The following is a 17174-nucleotide window of genomic DNA, read 5'->3' on the forward strand; positions in this document are numbered from 1 at the left end:
TCATGAACTGTCCCGACTACGCCGAACTGCACGCGCTGAGCAACTTCAGTTTCCAGCGCGGCGCATCGAGCGCGGATGAATTGTTCGAGCGCGCGGCACGACTCGGCTACAGCGCGCTCGCGATCACCGACGAATGCTCGCTGGCCGGCATCGTGCGTGCGCTGGAAGCATCCGAAGCGACCGGCGTGGCCCTGATCGTCGGCACCGAGGTGCAGCTTGATGAAGGTCTCAAACTGGTCCTGCTGGCCTCTACCCAGGCGGCCTATTCGGCGATCTGCCAGCTCATCACGACCGGTCGCCGGCGCAGCGTCAAGGGCGAGTACCTGCTGAATCGCAGCGATGTCGAGACCCTGCATGAAGATGTGTTGGTCTTGTGGGTGCCGCAACGTTTGCCGTGCTCGTCGACACGGCTAACCCCCGAGCCGCCCGAAGCCCCTCTCCCCCCGGGAGAGGGGTTGGGGAGAGGGTCCGACACTTGCGGGATGTCGGAGCTTGCAGCTTCGCCGTACCCTCATCCGCCCTGCCGGACACCTTCTCCCGAGGGGAGAAGGAACGTGTCAGAGCAACCTTCCAGCACTCGAGCTTCGCTCTCCGCAGCCGAAGCCCCTCTCCCCCCGGGAGAGGGGTTGGGGAGAGGGTCCGACACTTGCGGGATGTCGGAGTTTGCAGCTTCGCCGTACCCTCATCCGCCCTGCCGGACACCTTCTCCCGAGGGGAGAGGGAACGTGTCAGAGCAACCTTCCAGCACTCGAGCTTCGCTCGCCGCAAACGAAGCAGCCGCCACATGGATCTCCGAACACTTCGACGGCCGCGCCTGGATAGCCGTCGAACTGCATCGCGGTGCCGATGATGACGCCCACCTTGCCCGCCTGCAGGAACTCGGGCATCGGCATGCCCTGCCCCTGGTCGCCAGCGGCGACGTGCACATGCATGCGCGTGGGCGACGTGCACTGCAGGATGCGTTGACCGCAATCCGCCTCGGCTGCACGGTGGCCGAGGCCGGGCATGCGCTGTTCCCGAATGGCGAGCGTCATCTGCGCCGACGCGAGGACCTGGCCACGCTGTATCCGCATGAACTGCTGGCGGAAACCGGTCGCATCGCCGCGCGTTGCCGGTTCAGGCTGCGTGGCATCAACTATGTCTACCCGCATGAACTCGTCCCGGCTGGCGCACGCGCAATCGATCATCTGCGCGCACTCACGCTGGCAGGCGCCAGGCGGCGTTGGCCCCATGGAATCCCCCGGCAAGTCAGCCGGCAACTCGAGCACGAGTTCACGCTGATCGAGCAGCTCGGTTACGAACATTTCTTCCTGACCGTCGAGGACATCGTGCGCTGGGCACGCGCACAACAGCCACCGATCCTGTGTCAGGGGCGCGGCTCGTCGGCCAACTCGGCCGTCTGCTACTGCCTCGGCATCACCGCAGTCGATCCCGAGCACGGCAACCTGCTGTTCGAGCGTTTCCTCTCTATCGAACGCAAGGAGCCGCCCGACATCGATGTCGATTTCGAACACGAGCGACGCGAGGAAGTCATCCAGTACGTGTTCAACAAGTACGGCCGCACGCGTGCGGCACTCGCAGCCACGGTGATCCGCTACCGCGGCAAGAGTGCGGCGCGCGATATCGGCCGCGTGCTTGGCCTGGCCGAGGACCAGCTCGACCAGTTGAGTCAGGCTTATGCGCACACCAATGCCGACCTGCCGATTGCCGACGCCCTGCGCGAACGCGGCTTCGATGCGCAGGCCGCGATCATGCAGCGGGTCGTGGCGCTGGTCGCACAGGTTCGCGGCTTCCCGCGCCACCTTTCCCAGCATGTCGGCGGCTTTGTCATCTCCGAGCATCCGTTGCATACCCTGGTGCCGGTCGAGAACGCGGCGATGCCCGATCGCACGATCATCCAGTGGGACAAGGACGACCTTGAATCGATGCAGCTGCTCAAGGTCGACTGCCTCGCACTCGGCATGCTGACCTGCCTGCGCAAGTGCTTCGATCTCGTGCACGTCCATTACGGCCATCGCTTCGAACTGGCCACGGTGCCGCAGGATGACGAGTCGACCTACGCGATGATCCGCGCGGCCGATACGGTCGGCGTGTTCCAGATCGAATCACGTGCGCAGATGTCGATGTTGCCGCGGCTGCGCCCGGTCATGTTCTACGACCTGGTCGTGCAGGTCGCGATCGTGCGCCCCGGCCCGATCCAGGGTGGCATGGTTCATCCCTATCTGCGACGCCGGCAGAAACTCGAACCGATCGACTATCCGCAATCGGCCAGCGAACGCGCCGCCGGCAAGGGAGAGTCGAAAGTACGGGCCGTGCTCGAACGCACGCTCGGCGTGCCGATCTTCCAGGAGCAGGTCATGAAACTGGTCGAGGTCGTGGCCGGTTTCACGCCGGGCCAGGCCGACGAACTGCGTCGCGCAATGGCGGCGTGGAAACGCAAGGGCGGACTCGAGCCCTTCCACGACCGTATCCGCGACGGCATGCTCGGCCTCGGCTACGAGGAAAGCTATTTCGAACGCATCTTCGAGCAGATCAAGGGCTTCGGCGAATACGGATTCCCCGAATCGCACTCGGCCAGTTTCGCCCTGCTCGCCTATGCCTCGTCCTGGCTCAAGTGCCACTACCCGGCCGCCTTCACCTGCGCTCTGCTCAACTCGCTGCCGATGGGTTTTTACGGCCCCGCCCAGCTGATCCGCGATGCGCAACGCCACGGCGTACGCATATTGCCCGTCGACGTGGCGATCAGCGCATGGGAGTGCACGCTTGAATCGCTTGAAGCCACGGCAATCGATTTCGTTTTCGAAGGCCGCGATGCCCTTTTCTCCACTCGCGAAAAGCATCGCGGCTGACGCCCCTCCTACGAAAAAGAGAAAGGCGCTCTTCGCCCTGCGCCTCGGTTTCTCGCGTATCTCGGGTTTCTCCGAATCCACCGCGCGACGCATCATCGAGGCGCGCGGCGAACATCCGTTCCGCGATGTCGCCGATCTGGTCCACCGAGCCGGCCTCGATGCCGGCGAGCGTGCGCGACTCGCGGATGCCGATGCGCTGCGTCGCCTGAGCGGTCACAGGCATCAGGCTCGCTGGGACAGTGCGGGCATCGACAAGCCGCTGGCCGTACTCGCCGATGCTGCGGTGCGTGAGGAATCAATCCGTCTGGACGCGCCCTCGCTGCGCAAGGACGTGATGAGCGACTACGCGACCCAGGGCTTCACCCTGCGCCGGCATCCGCTCAGTCTTGTTCGCGAGGCACTGGATCAGCGCCGCATGCTGCGAGCCCGCGACGTGCTCGGCAGCCACAACGGTCAGCGCGTGCGTTGTGCCGGACTGGTCACCGTGCGCCAGAGACCCGGCACGGCCAAGGGTGTCACCTTCGTCACCCTTGAGGACGAAACCGGCATCCTCAACATCGTCGTCTGGGCAGCCCTCGCCAGCAGCCAGCGTCGCGTCCTGATCGAAAGCAACGTGCTCGGCGTCGAAGGCGAACTGCAATCCAGTGAAGGCGTGCAGCACGTCATCGCCCATCGTCTGCTCAATCTCGATGCCCTGCTGCCCGAACTGGGCACGCAAGCGCGAAACTTCCATTGATCCGGCGAAGCATGGCTGAGCTCGACACAGACCGTGAATGCATCATCGGAGAGATGCCAGGCGCGCGAATCACCGGAGCTGTCGAAAAGGACTGCACCGCCACCTTGCGCAGATCGGAAACCGGATCACACCGGCAAACATCCGACACCCCACCTGCCCATCCGCAAATTACCGAAGAACAATCCGGTTCACCGCAACCGTTCGTCCCGAGCCCGTCGAAGGACAATTCAGTCGAACGCAGCCACGCCGGTTGATCCAACCCCCCCGAGCGCCAAACCGCCAGTTCAGTGCCTGACACTGGCCGCTACCCAACTATCGACACTGTCCGTGCGCAGCATGAATGCGTAGAACCTCAAGGATCATCGCTGCGGGAGATTCGAGCATGGCCATCGAGTTCACGGTCAACGGCAAAACCGTCACGTTTTCCGGCGATCCGGAAATGCCCCTTCTCTGGTACCTGCGCGATCACGCACGCACGACGGGCGTCAAGTACGGTTGCGGCGTCGGCGCCTGCGGCGCATGCACCGTGCACCTGGATGGCAGCGCAGTGCGCTCGTGTTCCATTCCCGTGTCGAGTGCGGCCGGACATGCGATCACGACGATCGAAGGTCTAGCGGATGGCGGGTCCCTGCACACACTGCAGAAGGCCTGGATCGAGGCAGACGTTCCGCAATGCGGCTACTGCCAGGCCGGTCAGATCATGGCCGCAGCCGATCTGCTGGCCCGCAATCCCGAACCCAGTGACAGCGAAATCGCTGCCCTGACCAATCTCTGCCGCTGCGGCACCTATCCCCGCATACGCAAGGCCATCCGTCTTGCGGTGAGCATGAACCAGACCGCAAAGGTGACGTCATGAGCACTCCTGTCGATCATCCATCAGCAGCGCTGGACTGGGACGCTTCCGCCGGACCCGATCCGGTCATCCAGCCGCGACCGGGAATCAAGCTGGGTCGACGCAGTTTCCTGAAAGCCTGCCTCAGTGCAGGCGGCGGACTCATGTTGAGTGTCTGGCTGCCGGGATCTGTCCTCGCATCAGGTGCTGCCCAATCAGAACAAGGTGGCGCCGAACTGGGGCTTTTCGTCCGCATCGAGCCCGATGGTCGTGTCGTCATTGGCGCGCGCAGTCCGGAAATCGGACAGGGCGTGAAGACATCGCTGCCGATGCTGATAGCCGAAGAGTTCGATGCCGACTGGGACAAGGTTGAAGTCGAGCAGTTGCCTCTCGGTCTCGTATTTACCGACAAGGAACCGGGTGTTGCCTGGAAATACGGCCCCCAGGGTGCCGGCGGCAGCACCAATATTCCGGATTCCTGGAGTGACCTCAGACAGGCAGGCGCGCGTGTACGCGTGATGCTGCTGGAAGCAGCTGCGAAACAGTGGGACTTGCCGGTCAGTTCGCTGCGCACCGACAACGGCCGCGTGCTCGGGCCCGGTGGCAAGTCGATTGGCTACGGCGATCTGGCCGCAATCGCGGCAACCCTCAGCGTGCCGGACACCGATGTCCCGCTGAAGAAGCCCGAAGAATTCCGGATTATTGGAACGCCTCGCCGCGTGGTCGATGCCGAGTCCATCGTGACCGGACAGGCCCGATACGGAATCGACGTCCATGCAGAAGGCGCCTTGACCGCCGTGGTCGCGCGTTGTCCGCATTTCGAGGGCGGCGTGAAGTCATTCGATGCGAAAGACGCCCTGAAAATTCCCGGTGTGCGCCAAGTACTGCTTCTGCCGGGTCCCAAGGGGAGCGAGCCTATTACCCAAAATCTCGTTGCCGGTGTCGCCGTGCTTGCGGATGACACCTGGTCGGCCATGAAGGGCCGCAAGGCCTTGAAGATCGAATGGACCCCTGGCGATTTCTCCGATGAGAGCAATGCTTCGCTGTTTGCGCAATGCGATCGATTGCTCAAAGGCAAGGGTCAGGTCGTGCGCGAAGATGGTGACGTCGCTGCTGCCGCGAAAAGCGCCGCGCATCGCGTCGAGGCAACCTATCGCGTTCCCTATGTCGCGCATGCCCCTCTCGAACCACCGGGCGCGTATGTCGAACTCGGACAGGATTCGGCTCGTGTGATTGCCTCGATGCAGATTCCATCCGGGGCTTCGCGCATGGTCAACGCCATTACCGGAATCGACCGACGCAACATCGAAGTGATCATGACCCGCGTCGGCGGCGGTTTCGGTCGGCGCCTGAGCAGCGATTTCATCGCCGAGGCCACCTTGCTGGCCAAGGCGTCGGGCAAACCGGTCAAGCTGATATGGACGCGTGAGGACGATCTCGCCCACGACTTTTTCCGCCCGTTCGGACAACATCAGTTGATCGCGACGCTGGACGACAAGGGCATGCCGACCAGCTGGACGCAGAAACTGGCCAGTGCCAGCAAATACCACCGACGCCCGGATGTCGAGGCGGACAAGATGTGGGAAGCCGAGCTGTATACCGACGATTTTCCGGCCAACATCGTTCCCAACCTGAAGGTGGAATGGTTTGCCGTGAAGTCGGGCATGACCCGCGGCTCATGGCGTGCGCCGGCGCACACCGTCAACGCATTTGTCGTCGAAAGCTTCATCGACGAAATCGCGCTCAAGGGGGGCCAGGATCCTCTGGCACTCCGCCTGCGCCTGTATGACCACGAAACGCTCGACTATGCCAATCACGGCGGTCCGAAGTTCTCTCCACGCCGTCTGCATGAAGTAACCCGCATCGCCGGCGAGAAGATCGGATGGGGGCGCAAGTTGCCGGCCGGACATGGCCTCGGCATTGCCGCCCATTTCACTTTCGGCGGCTATACCGCACACGCCATGGAGGTCAGTGTGGATGCGCAGGGCAACTTCATCATTCATCGCTGTGTCTGTGCGGTCGATGTCGGTCAGCCGGTCAATCCGCTCGGTATCGAAGCACAGATGATGGGCGGCACGATCGACGGACTGTCGACAGCCCTGAACCTCGAGATCGGTATCGAGAAGGGTCAGGTGACGACGAGAAACTTCCCTGACTATCCGCTGCTGCAATCCGCCAAAGCCCCGGACGTCGAGGTCCACATCGTGCCCAGTCGCGAGTCGCCCTGCGGTGCCGGTGAAATGGGCATACCGACTGCAGCCCCGGCCTTGACCAATGCGATCTTTGCGGCCTGCGGCGTACGCATTCGCGATCTGCCATTGCGCAATCAGCTGGCCGATGCCATGCGCGCGAAAACTGCTGCGAAAGCGTGATGCCCTGCTGCTTGTGTCGGCGCGCGATCAGCCCGGGGATTGATCCTGCGCACCTGCATCAGGCGCGCTGGAGTCCGCGGTAGACCTTGATGATCGCAGCTACACTCATTTCGGCATCCTGTTCCGAGGTAGCCCAGTTCGAAACGGATATCCGCATCGCTGCCCTGCCGTGCCAGGTCGTGCCACTCAGCCAGCAAGTGCCCTCCTTCTGCACGCCGGCAACGACGGCGTGCGTCATTGCATCGTCATCGCCAAAGCGGACCAGGGCCTGATTGAGCACGACGTCGTTGAGGATCTGCACGCCCTTCTCGGCTGCCAGAAGGTCCGCCATCTGACGCGCCCGTGCGCAGCAGCGATCAATCAGATCCTCGACACCCAGGCGACCCAGCGCTCGCAGCGTTGCGTAGACCGGAATCGCCCTGGCCCGGCGCGAAAACTCCGGCACCCAGTCAACTGAATCGCGATCCACACCCTGGGTCTGGATCAGATAGGCGGCCGATGAGGTCATCGCCGCACGGTGGTCGGCCGAATGACGGACAATAGCCAGGCCACTGTCGTAGGGAACATTAAGCCACTTGTGCGCGTCAGTGGCCCAGGAATCGGCCAGCTCGATGCCATCCGCCAGCGCCGCAAGCGACTTGCTTGCCCGTGCCCAGAGGCCGAACGCGCAATCGACATGCAGCCACGCACCTGCTTCGCGGGCAATCGCCGCGATCTCGCGCAACGGATCGCAGGCGCCGGTGTTCACGTTGCCGGTCTGTGCGCAGATGATCGTCGGTCCCTCCAGCGTCGAGACCAGCTCGCGCAACTTGTCCGCGCGCATTCGACCCTGATCATCGGACTCCACGCGCAGCAGTGCACGCGTGCCGAAGCCGAGATAGCGCATGGCAACATCGATGGTGACATGGGCCTCGGCAGCAACCACCAGATTCACCCGTGGTGACCCGGCCAGGCCTTCGACTTCGACGTCACAGCCGACCCGGCGCAATACGCCGTGTCGGGCTGCAGCCAGACAGGTGAAGTGAGCCATCTGGCATCCGGTGACGAACCCGACCGAGGCTTCGCGCGGCAAGTCGAACAACTCGAGTATCCATTCGGCAGCGACTTCCTCGACAATCGCGGACAAGGGCGAGATCGCGTGGATACCGGCATTCTGATCCCAGCTCGATACGAGCCAGTCGGCTGCCAGTGCGACCGGATAGGTGCCGCCGATCACGAAGCCGAAATAGCGCGGGGAACTGCAGGCGGTAATGCCGCCCTCGGCCTGGCTCGCAAGCAGATCGATGACCGATCCTGCGTCTTCGCCCTGCGCTGGCAGGGGCGTACGAAGTTGGGCCAGAAGTGCGTCGCGACCCAGCGTGACTCCGACATGACGTCGAGCCAGTCCATCCAGATAAGCCAGGGCGTGTGAGCGCGCCTTCTCAAGCACAGGATCACGGGTTTCACGAGACATGATGCCCTACCTCTCGAAGAATCTGCGGACCGCAAACGGTCCACCTTGAATCAGGCTGGAATTCTACATTCAATGCCGGCACATTCGGACAGCCGACGCCAGGCAACCAGATGCCCTGGAACGAATCCGCGGCGGGCTCGGCTTGCTGTATGCTCATCTACATTCGTTCCTGACAACATCCATGGGTAACTGCCTCGATAAGACATTCGCGCCATTTCGGCCTGCTGAATTTCGTTCTCGTCCTGCCGGTCCACGACAGTCCGGCGCAATCTTCTGCCGAAGCTGCAACAACACAGAAGGCTGTCCTCGTGACCGGCGCCAGTCCAGGCATTGCCAGAATCGTTCTGATCTGGAGCAAGCGGGATTGGGCGCGAAGCGCATGAGCGGATTCAAACTTGCAGGCTGGATTCGAAACTGTCCCCCACAGCATGGAAATTTCTGGTGCAGGAGATCCAAATGGCTCAATACACAGCGTACCCTTCACTAGCACTAATAAAGGCGCCCTGCCGTACTCCGGCCATCTTGGGACTGCTCCTGCTGGCAATGCTTGCTCCCGGGCTGGCCCTGGCCAAGGGACCGCCGCCGGATCCGCGCGCGACAGCATTGATCGAACAACTCGGGCTCAAGGAATCGCCGGTCGCCTCGCGCGACTTGCCTGGCTGGAAGAAGCCTTCTCGGGTCGTCGTGACTCGCAGCAATCCCGAACTGCTCAAGCAACTGCAAGCCGCGGCCCCCGGCGTGGAAATACTGCCGGCAGCCGAAGGGGAAGCGCTGGCAAAGCAATTGGCAACGACGCAGGCCGTCATTGGCCTGTGCAATGCGGAGACATTGGCCGCAGCACCCTCACTGCGCTGGATCCAGACCTGGTGGGTCGGAGTGGAGCGCTGCATATCCGTGCCGGGACTCGACGAACGCGGCATCGTGATCTCCAATGCGCAACGCACCAGCGCCGTGCCTATCGCCGAACATGCCATGGCCATGACCATGTCACTGGCACGCGGATTGCCCCAATACGAACGTCTGCAAATGAAGGCGGACTGGGCCGACGACATCGACACTATCGAAATGCGCGAGCTGACCGGCCAGACGATGCTCGTGGTTGGCCTCGGCGGCATTGGCACTGAAGTGGCACGGCGTGCGCATGGCATCGGCATGCGCGTCATTGCTACACGCAACAGCAGTCGCGAGGGCCCGGAGTTCGTGGCGAAAGTCGGACTGGCTGACGAATTGCTGGCACTTGCTGCAGAAGCCGATGTCGTCGTGAATGCCACGCCGTTGACGCCTGCCACGACCGGCATCTTCAATCGCGCCTTCTTTGCGGCCATGAAGCCCGGCGGCTATTTCGTCAACATCGGCCGTGGTCGCAGCGTGGTTACCGATGATCTGGTCGAGGCATTGCGCGGCAAGCGCCTGGCCGGTGCCGGTCTTGATGTCACCGACCCGGAACCATTGCCGAAAGACAGTCCGCTCTGGCAGATGGGCAATGTCATCATCACCCCGCACGTCGCCTCCGTGTCCGCCGTGCAAGGTGATCGCTACGTCATACTTGTCACCGAAAACCTGCGCCGTTATGTGGCCGGCGAACCCCTGCTCAACGTGGTAGATATTGAGCGCGGATACTGACCCGTCGATTCTCTTTTCCGTAGAGCCCATCAAAGATGACCCAAGAAACAAGCGGTCGCGCCGAGCGCCCCAGTGTCATGCAAGTTCTTGCCGGCGTGCATCGGGACGAACGCCTCGTCCTGGCCCTATCGGCACTCTACTTTTTTCTGGTCATGGCCAGCTACTTCATCCTGCGGCCGATACGCGACCAGATGGGTGTTGCGGGTGGGGTGAAGAATCTGCCGTGGCTGTTCACCGGAACCCTGATCGCGATGCTCGTGGTCAGCCCGCTGTTTTCGGCCATGGTTTCACGCTGGCCACGCAAGCGCTTCGTGACCTGGAGCTACCGGGCCCTGATGGCGTGCCTGGTTTTCTTCTACCTGGCCCTGGTCAGCCTGCCTGAAGCAAACCAGGTCTGGGTGGGTCGCGCATTCTTCATCTGGGTCAGCGTCTTCAACCTGTTCGCCGTTTCACTCTTCTGGGCGGTGATGGCGGATGTGTTCAAGTCGGAATCCTCTCGTCGCCTTTATGGCGTGATTGCTGCCGGGGGCACGCTCGGCGCGTTGATGGGTGGCGTGGCGACGAGCTTTCTGGTTGAAGTTCTGGGCGCGCCGTCGCTCCTGCTGATTTCGCTGGTCATGCTCGAGGTAGCGCTCTGGTGCATGTTCGCGATCACCCGCAAACGCGTTTCCGAGGCCGAGTCAGCCTCTGCAACCGGCCCTTCCGGCGAAGCAATCATCGGCGGCAGCGCGGTGGACGGCTTCAAGCTGGCCCTGCGGTCGCCCTACCTGCTCGGTGTAAGCGGCTACATGCTGCTGTACACGATTGGCTCAACCTTCCTCTATTTCCTGCAGGCGCAAATAGTCGACAACACCATCGATGGTCGGGTCGCTCAAACCGCCTACTTCGCCAATGTCGACATCTGGGTCAACAGTCTCACCCTGATTCTCCAGGTATTTCTGACCGGACGCCTGATGGCACGCATCGGCGTCGGCCTGACGCTCGCCGCGTTGCCACTGATTTCAATCATCGGCTTCATCGGCCTGGGCCTGGCGCCCATCCTTGCCGCGGTCGTCATCTTCACGGTTGCACGGCGAGTGACCAACTTCGCTTTCTCTCGACCCGCGCGTGAAGCACTCTATGTACCGCTTTCGCGTGGTGAAAAATACAAGGCCAAGAATTTCATCGACACGGTGGTGTATCGACTTGGCGACCAGATCGGTGCCTGGACCAACGGAGTATTGATCTGGCTCGGCATGGGCATCGCGGGCATCGCCTTCGCGGCAGTACCGCTTGCCGCTGCCTGGCTGGGCCTGTCGCTCTGGCTTGGCCATCGATATCGGCAGAAACAGGCGGACGAACCGCTGCTGCCCGCAGAGTCGTGACGCACATGGCGGCCGCGAAACGCAGGGTTCTTGAACCTGCCCGCCCCGTCGATCAGCCAGCCGATGCGCTACTGGGGCGCTACCTTGTTGATGGCAGCTACACGGACTGCTTTGCTGCCGCTGTCAGTGGCGACGTCGAGCATGCAGAATTCGTGGCAGCCTTCTATACGACCTGGTTGTTCAAGCTGGAACGCCTGATTCTGAAACTCGCCGCCGCGAAACCTTCCAGCGATGAGGAGGCGATCGAACTCGGTCGCGGCACACGAGACCATTTTGCAGCATGGAGAGTCGAAGACAGAAGCAGCAATCAACTGATGCTCTGCGATTTCACGGGACGCACCCGATCCTGGCTAATGAGCGTCAGGGACCTCGAGCAGAAAGAGCCGTCGACCCGACTCTATTTCGGGTCTGCGGTAGTACCGCGAATAGACCCCGTTACAGGCAAGGCATCCATGGGAACGGGCTTCCGCCTGCTGCTCGGATTCCACAAGCTGTATTCCCGTCTGTTGCTGCGAGCCGCGTGCGCGAGACTCAAGAACTACTGATTGCCACCAACAGCGACCCGCCGAAAGCCAGCAAGCAAGCAGATCTAGTTCATGAGCCCCGACGTCATGGCATCCACTAAACCGAGGGAACCGTCGAAGGCTCTTACGGAATAGTTAGGCCGCAGGCAATTTGGGGAAAACCGCGGACGTACCCACTACCAGAACCGCCGCACAAGCAAACATTACGATCCATCCCGAAACAGCGTAGAACATTCTCTCGCGGTTGCTGGCAATTCTATACCGGCGAGAGATCGCCCACCAACTTACTGCAGTAATCGGCATGGCGAGAAGTGCGGACAGCGTGAATTGCGGCCCAAGACTATTGGCTCCCATCAATGCGTTCGACACCCATATACCGAAGAGCAAGCCCAGGCAGGCGCCTGCTGCAGTGTATGAATTGACGGCAGAACGTTCCATTAGGCCTAACACCGTGTTAGGCCGCCGCCGCGCGACGGGCTGTGGATGGAACACGTAACCTCCTAGACGGTCGGCTTGAATACATAGTTAGCTCCCACACGCCGGAGGGTCCAGGCCTTCCCAATGCGACACTCCAAGCCGCAAGCGTGGAACCTCAACCATGTATGCGGAGCCGACGCAGGCATTCACGACTAGCGAATCTGCTGGTGCAGCGACCCCAACCGAAACACGCTCGAGACGGCCATTACAAACATCTCCTCTTAGCCGCGAGCGTTTGGTGTAGGTATTGAATCTGAATCGTACGGTGTATCGACCGGCTGCATCCGTTTGAGCGAGTGCAGGGCCACGGGCATAACCTCGCTCCACCCAGGCCACGCCTACGTTGATGCCCGCCGCCGGCTCCCCCGTCTCCGTTGCTACCAGCCCAGTTACCTCATAGACCGGCATTAAGCACTTGGCGGTTGCTATAGTGCTCGTCAGACCGAGGGCGATGCAGATCAGGAGAGCTTTCATGTGGGAGCTAACACCGAAGTTAACGCGCCGCGCGAGGCGGCTGGATTTTTGCGGCACCACACAACGGTCGCGTTGAACGCCCAGTTAGGCGCCTTTTACAGCCCGCCCGACAATTGTGCGGCACCGGTGCGGTCATTTACTACCACTAGAAAATGATTGCCAATGGCTGGCTCTACGCCTCTGTAGAACACTGCCCAAGTGAAGTCTTTGGCAACATACTCGAAATGTGCCTCTGGCGTCAGGAACTGCGAGAGATCCGCTCCCGAATCCTGGGCCGCTTGGTTGGCAATTGCTACAACCTCCTTCTCGGATAGCTGCGGGCTGTGAGCGTTGCGGTGGGATGCAGCGCACCCATTCAAGAGAAGAGAAAAGAGTATGGAATGGAAGATGCGATGCAGCATTGTTGGATAGGCACCTAACACCGGAAATAAGCCGCCGCGTTAGCGGTCGGATCGATTGTGTAGTTGTGTTGCCTCGAAAGTAGGCTGAGGAGCAAATGCATCCGATGCACCTGTAGCTGCATAGAACCTTTCTATCTCTGACTTTCGATACTTAGAGAACCGAGCAGACTGAAGAACCATTGACTTCACGCGCTGAGGAAGCGTGCGATCAGAAGTGCGCACACCAAGAAGCTCAAGGTGCTTAAGACTTGGAAGTTGCGCTATGGGTTCTAGCGAATTTACCAAGAGCGTCTTGCCGGAAGCATCCCAGCTCGGTAACGACGATAAGCACAAGGTCTCCAAGCGTTTGAGGCCTGCTATGGGTAACAACTCTGCCACCTTCGGAAAATGCTGTACCGATAGATACTTGAGGCTCTTCAGTGGCGCCAGGGGCATGAAGGACATGTCTGGCCATGTAGCCACGACGAGCGTGTGCAAGTTTTGAAGCGCTGAAATTTGCTCCAAAGATTTGAAGTTGTAGTGCCAGATTCGAGCAGACCGGACCTCCAGTGGAAATGCCACTTGGGGAAGCGATTTGCTCGTCACACGCATTTGTTCAAGATGCATAAGGCCTCTGCAGCACAACACCGGAGATAAGCCGCCGCGTCAGCGGTCGGTTTGATTGACAAGCTAGATTTTGCGATAGCAGGACACCCACGCCACAACAACAAGAACCATTTGAATAACGCCACAGACGAACAGAATAGTGAAAGCATTGTGCCCGGAACCTATGGCAGCCAACGCTCCTATTGCACCGACAAATGCGGCCGAGATTAACCACTCACCGTTGCGGAGCGGAGGAACCTTACCGTTATAGGTCATTGCCAAAAGCAACAAACCTAGAATGACTGGTGAAAGTAGGATAAGCAAGGAAACCGCAAGAATCTCGGCGTTAGATTCGCCCGCCACCCAACCGTACTGAATTCCTTAGCGAGCAATGAGTATTGCCTGGAGTACTCCAGCACCTGCCAGAAGTGACATTTGGACTACGCCTAGACGCATGATGAGCAAAATCTAACGCCACATAGAGCGGCCGATGGCTGACATCATCTCAGGAAACTCGAAGGCCTGTCCCATCGGTCCGCTCTAATGCGTAGTTAGGTCTCAGCTGGATCTGTGGTGCACTTTACGACAGACTCGCTGAAGCGCTTGAGCTCAAGGCGCTTGCACTGCCAGAGCCAGTACATTGCATCGCCGCCGCTACCTCCAGTGACGTCGGAATCATGCAGAATCATCCAATAGCCTCCGCGACCATCGCCAGCGGCACCCTCCCACAGGTGCGAGTCTGTTCCTTGGACTTGGAAGGCTACCCAGAAGGCCTTGCCAGTTTTCATCGCATGGCGTGCACAAGCCGCCGCCTCAGATCGCTTGACCCGGAGCGGCACCTCGCCACAGGCAGTGGACTCTGGACCAGCAACGGCTTGAAGCTCTGCACGAACGCGACCAGGTGCATCACTCGTCGCACCGGAAAGTATTCCGGGAAGAGCAAGCAGTGGAAGCAAACCGTAACGCATCTCTGAGACCTAACACCAGAGTTAAGCCGCCGCGTCAGCGGTCGGCTTGGACGATCAGTTCGAGGGCAGAACCCTCACCGCTTGCGCAGCGAAGCTTGAGACGCTTGATGGTGTCGGAAACGTTGCTTTTCATGTACTCGACTAGAAGAATGTTCTGAACGTCACTGTCAGGTTTGTTTGCGTTCTTATCCGATTCATACCGCATCGAGAGCATGATTTCGCGCTGTGCTTCTCGGTTTACCCACATGTGTAGCTGTTGGTGCACGGCAAAGGGCGGGTCACCTTGAGCATCTACAAAATTCTCCCACTCAGGGCCGCTCCATTCACAATACGACCAAGGTTTGCCGATATGGGCTTTGTAGTAATCAAGCGCCGGAGTCAAAGGATAAGCGGCATGTAGTGTGAACTGCGTTTGAAATGCACGGCCACCAAATATTGGAAAGCGCTCGACTGATTGGGCGCTGACAGGCACGGACAGCTTCGTAGGTTCTTGCGTGCATGCGCAAAGCAATATCCACAGCACTATAAGTATTACGATTCTCATACGCGCCCTCTAATACCAATTCGGTCCAAAAATGGGGTCTATTTCCACAGCCTAACATGGAAAACTAAGCAAAAGCTGTAGGCTATTTTCTATAAGAATCATCGCCTTCCGTCCATCGCGCGGTCTAATCCAACGGTCTAATCTGGGGATATTTTCTGCCCTGCATGATGTCGCAGAATTGTTGGGCGCTGACCCAACACGCTGAGTAGCCGTACATCGAAATCCGATTCACATTCTGCGGGGTTCCGGTGCAAACGAGCCCACCATCAGAACTGGCTACTGGCGAGCGAGGATTACGAAACGGGCATACTTTCCTCGAATGCGCTGCCAGTTTTTGCCCTCAGGCGATTGCAACGACTCAGGGTGCAGGACCATCCATCGACTGACCGAATATCATGTCTGGATCGCCGATGACCAGCAAACCCTGCGCCGCAGGGTAGCTGATTCGTGTCGTGCGTCCGTCCGGCCAACGGATATCCAGCGTATCGGCATGGCTCGACGTGCCTAAACCGAAGTGCGCTTCGGTCGGACTGGATGCCTGGAATCCGCGCCCTGCGAGCATGACCTGGTACAGCACGGCATTGCCAAGGCGAAGCCGAAGTTCTGCACCGACTGCCTGTGAATTCGGACCTGGCTGCCGCAGCGCAACGCCGAGTCCCTTTTGCGAAACGTCGATGTCGTTCCTGAAGAGGTGTGCCACGCCTTCGTTGTTGACCAGATAGATGTCGATGTCACCGTCGCGGTCATGATCGAAACAGGCCACGGCACGGCCCTGTCCCGTATCGGCAACGCCCAGTGCGACAGACTGTTCCGTGAAGGTGCCATTGCCCTGGTTGACGAACAGGCGCGCAGGATCCGATCCGAACACGGGATGCGACTGGAACGGCATCCCGTTCACGTGAAAGATATCGAGCCAGCCGTCTAGATTGAAATCAGCCATGCAGCTGCCCCAGCCCCAGAAGCCCTGGCGGACTCCTGCCGACTCGCTGACATCGGTGAACACGCCTGCCCCATCGTTGCGATAGAGCCGGTTGCCGGTGATGCCCTGACCGGCGATCGGAATCCCGGCCGGGTCGTAGATCGAACTCACGAACCAGTCGAGATCGCCGTCGTTGTCGAAGTCTCCAACGTCGGCGCCCATGCCATTCTCGTCATCAAACTGGCTGTCATCCCAGGCCGTGAATTGACCATTCCCAAGATTGCGGAAAGCGCGGGTGGTGAGAAAGTCCGAAGCCATCATCAGATCCGGCAGATGATCGCCGTCCATGTCGGCAAGGATGGGCGTGAAGCTCAGGTCCAGCGAAGACTGCAATACGCCCAGACCCGCGCTCGTACTGATGTCCGAAAAGGATGTGCCGTTGTTCTTCCAGAGATGGCCCGCGTGTCCCGGCCAGGAGTTGGTGTTGTCCCAGTGACTGACGGCGAGATCAAGCCTTCCGTCGCCATCGACATCCGCTGCGGCGGCGGAATAGGAATCCATGACGGCCGTGCTGAGTCCCCACGAGAGGGTCGCCTCGGAAAATTGTCCTGCGTTGTTGAGGTAGAGGCGGATACCAAAGCCGCGGATGCCGGTCAGGACCAGGTCCAGGAAGCCGTTGCCGTCGAGATCGGCAAGCATCGCGCCTGCCGCAACATCGCCGAACAGATTCAGACCGTGCTGGGCGGCTGCACTCTCGAAACTTCCATCGCCACGATTGCGCAGGAGGCGCAATGGCAGATAGTCGCCCTGTGGAACGACAAGATCGATATCCCCGTCGTTGTCGATATCACCGGCAGCAACACCGGCGGGCATCATGTCGCGCGTTTGCGTGTAGCCGAATTCGAATCGAAATTGCGCACTGGCACCGGCGGCCGCAGTCACATCGGTGAAGTGCCAGGCAGGCGAACCGGCATTCGCCCACGCGAAAGGCGCAAACGCACTCGCCAGAGTGAGCAGTAGAACACTCCGCCGCGCCATTTGGCGCGGCGGATT

11 protein-coding genes are annotated in these 17174 nt (G+C 60.4%); 7 read left to right on the forward strand and 4 right to left on the reverse strand.

The annotated features are described in order from the left end of the window. Positions 1 to 2: 2 nt before the first annotated feature. The 4 genes from R3F00_RS10900 to R3F00_RS10915 all read left to right on the forward strand — a co-directional run bounded on the left by R3F00_RS10900 (position 3) and on the right by R3F00_RS10915 (position 6789). A complete protein-coding gene (locus R3F00_RS10900; RefSeq protein WP_371281808.1) occupies positions 3 to 2849 on the forward strand; it encodes an error-prone DNA polymerase in 2847 nt (948 codons plus the stop codon). Then, positions 2812 to 3585, forward strand: a complete 774-nt coding sequence (locus tag R3F00_RS10905; protein ID WP_371281809.1) for an OB-fold nucleic acid binding domain-containing protein — start codon at positions 2812 to 2814, stop codon at positions 3583 to 3585. The genes R3F00_RS10900 and R3F00_RS10905 overlap by 38 nt, the downstream gene beginning before the upstream one ends. Positions 3586 to 3967: 382 nt before the next feature. Continuing rightward, a complete protein-coding gene (locus tag R3F00_RS10910; RefSeq protein WP_371281810.1) occupies positions 3968 to 4441 on the forward strand; it encodes a (2Fe-2S)-binding protein in 474 nt (157 codons plus the stop codon). Beyond that, complete coding sequence (locus R3F00_RS10915) at positions 4438 to 6789, forward strand: molybdopterin cofactor-binding domain-containing protein (protein ID WP_371281811.1); 2352 nt, start codon at positions 4438 to 4440, stop codon at positions 6787 to 6789. Before R3F00_RS10910 ends, R3F00_RS10915 begins: the two co-directional genes overlap by 4 nt. 58 nt (positions 6790 to 6847) lie before the next feature. Here R3F00_RS10915 and R3F00_RS10920 read toward each other — a convergent pair whose 3' ends face one another. Next, positions 6848 to 8242, reverse strand: coding sequence for an aspartate aminotransferase family protein (locus R3F00_RS10920; RefSeq protein ID WP_371281812.1), 1395 nt, complete (start codon positions 8240 to 8242; stop codon positions 6848 to 6850). 456 nt (positions 8243 to 8698) lie between these two features. On the opposite strand from R3F00_RS10920, the gene R3F00_RS10925 reads away from it, so the two are divergent. From R3F00_RS10925 to R3F00_RS10935, 3 genes are read left to right on the forward strand one after another with little or no spacing between them, the layout of a single operon-like run. Then, positions 8699 to 9865, forward strand: coding sequence for a D-2-hydroxyacid dehydrogenase (locus R3F00_RS10925; protein WP_371281813.1), 1167 nt, complete (start codon positions 8699 to 8701; stop codon positions 9863 to 9865). Positions 9866 to 9900: 35 nt separating this feature from the next. Beyond that, positions 9901 to 11229, forward strand: coding sequence for an NTP/NDP exchange transporter (locus tag R3F00_RS10930; protein ID WP_371281814.1), 1329 nt, complete (start codon positions 9901 to 9903; stop codon positions 11227 to 11229). Between the two features lie 5 nt (positions 11230 to 11234). Continuing rightward, positions 11235 to 11774 (forward strand): hypothetical protein, encoded by a 540-nt coding sequence (locus R3F00_RS10935; RefSeq protein WP_371281816.1) that lies wholly within the window; start codon positions 11235 to 11237, stop codon positions 11772 to 11774. A gap of 1025 nt (positions 11775 to 12799) precedes the next feature. Here the strand turns inward: R3F00_RS10935 and R3F00_RS10940 are convergent. The 3 genes from R3F00_RS10940 to R3F00_RS10950 form a co-directional block, all read right to left on the reverse strand. Beyond that, positions 12800 to 13105 (reverse strand): hypothetical protein, encoded by a 306-nt coding sequence (locus tag R3F00_RS10940; protein ID WP_371281817.1) that lies wholly within the window; start codon positions 13103 to 13105, stop codon positions 12800 to 12802. 1587 nt (positions 13106 to 14692) lie between these two features. Further along, positions 14693 to 15130 (reverse strand): hypothetical protein, encoded by a 438-nt coding sequence (locus R3F00_RS10945; protein WP_371281818.1) that lies wholly within the window; start codon positions 15128 to 15130, stop codon positions 14693 to 14695. Between the two features lie 430 nt (positions 15131 to 15560). After that, positions 15561 to 17159 (reverse strand): CRTAC1 family protein, encoded by a 1599-nt coding sequence (locus R3F00_RS10950; RefSeq protein WP_371281819.1) that lies wholly within the window; start codon positions 17157 to 17159, stop codon positions 15561 to 15563. Positions 17160 to 17174: the final 15 nt, after the last annotated feature.

This window comes from Dokdonella sp., assembly GCF_041395345.1.
In the GTDB taxonomy this organism is placed as follows: domain Bacteria; phylum Pseudomonadota; class Gammaproteobacteria; order Xanthomonadales; family Rhodanobacteraceae; genus Dokdonella.

Bases quoted from the DNA above. Each gene is read 5' to 3' on its own strand.
- R3F00_RS10900 (WP_371281808.1), top strand. From the start codon at position 3: ATGAACTGTCCCGACTACGCCGAACTGCACGCGCTGAGCAACTTCAGT.
- R3F00_RS10905 (WP_371281809.1), top strand. From the start codon at position 2,812: ATGCCCTTTTCTCCACTCGCGAAAAGCATCGCGGCTGACGCCCCTCCT.
- R3F00_RS10910 (WP_371281810.1), top strand. From the start codon at position 3,968: ATGGCCATCGAGTTCACGGTCAACGGCAAAACCGTCACGTTTTCCGGC.
- R3F00_RS10915 (WP_371281811.1), top strand. From the start codon at position 4,438: ATGAGCACTCCTGTCGATCATCCATCAGCAGCGCTGGACTGGGACGCT.
- R3F00_RS10920 (WP_371281812.1), bottom strand. From the start codon at position 8,242: ATGTCTCGTGAAACCCGTGATCCTGTGCTTGAGAAGGCGCGCTCACAC.
- R3F00_RS10925 (WP_371281813.1), top strand. From the start codon at position 8,699: ATGGCTCAATACACAGCGTACCCTTCACTAGCACTAATAAAGGCGCCC.
- R3F00_RS10930 (WP_371281814.1), top strand. From the start codon at position 9,901: ATGACCCAAGAAACAAGCGGTCGCGCCGAGCGCCCCAGTGTCATGCAA.
- R3F00_RS10935 (WP_371281816.1), top strand. From the start codon at position 11,235: ATGGCGGCCGCGAAACGCAGGGTTCTTGAACCTGCCCGCCCCGTCGAT.
- R3F00_RS10940 (WP_371281817.1), bottom strand. From the start codon at position 13,105: ATGCTGCATCGCATCTTCCATTCCATACTCTTTTCTCTTCTCTTGAAT.
- R3F00_RS10950 (WP_371281819.1), bottom strand. From the start codon at position 17,159: ATGGCGCGGCGGAGTGTTCTACTGCTCACTCTGGCGAGTGCGTTTGCG.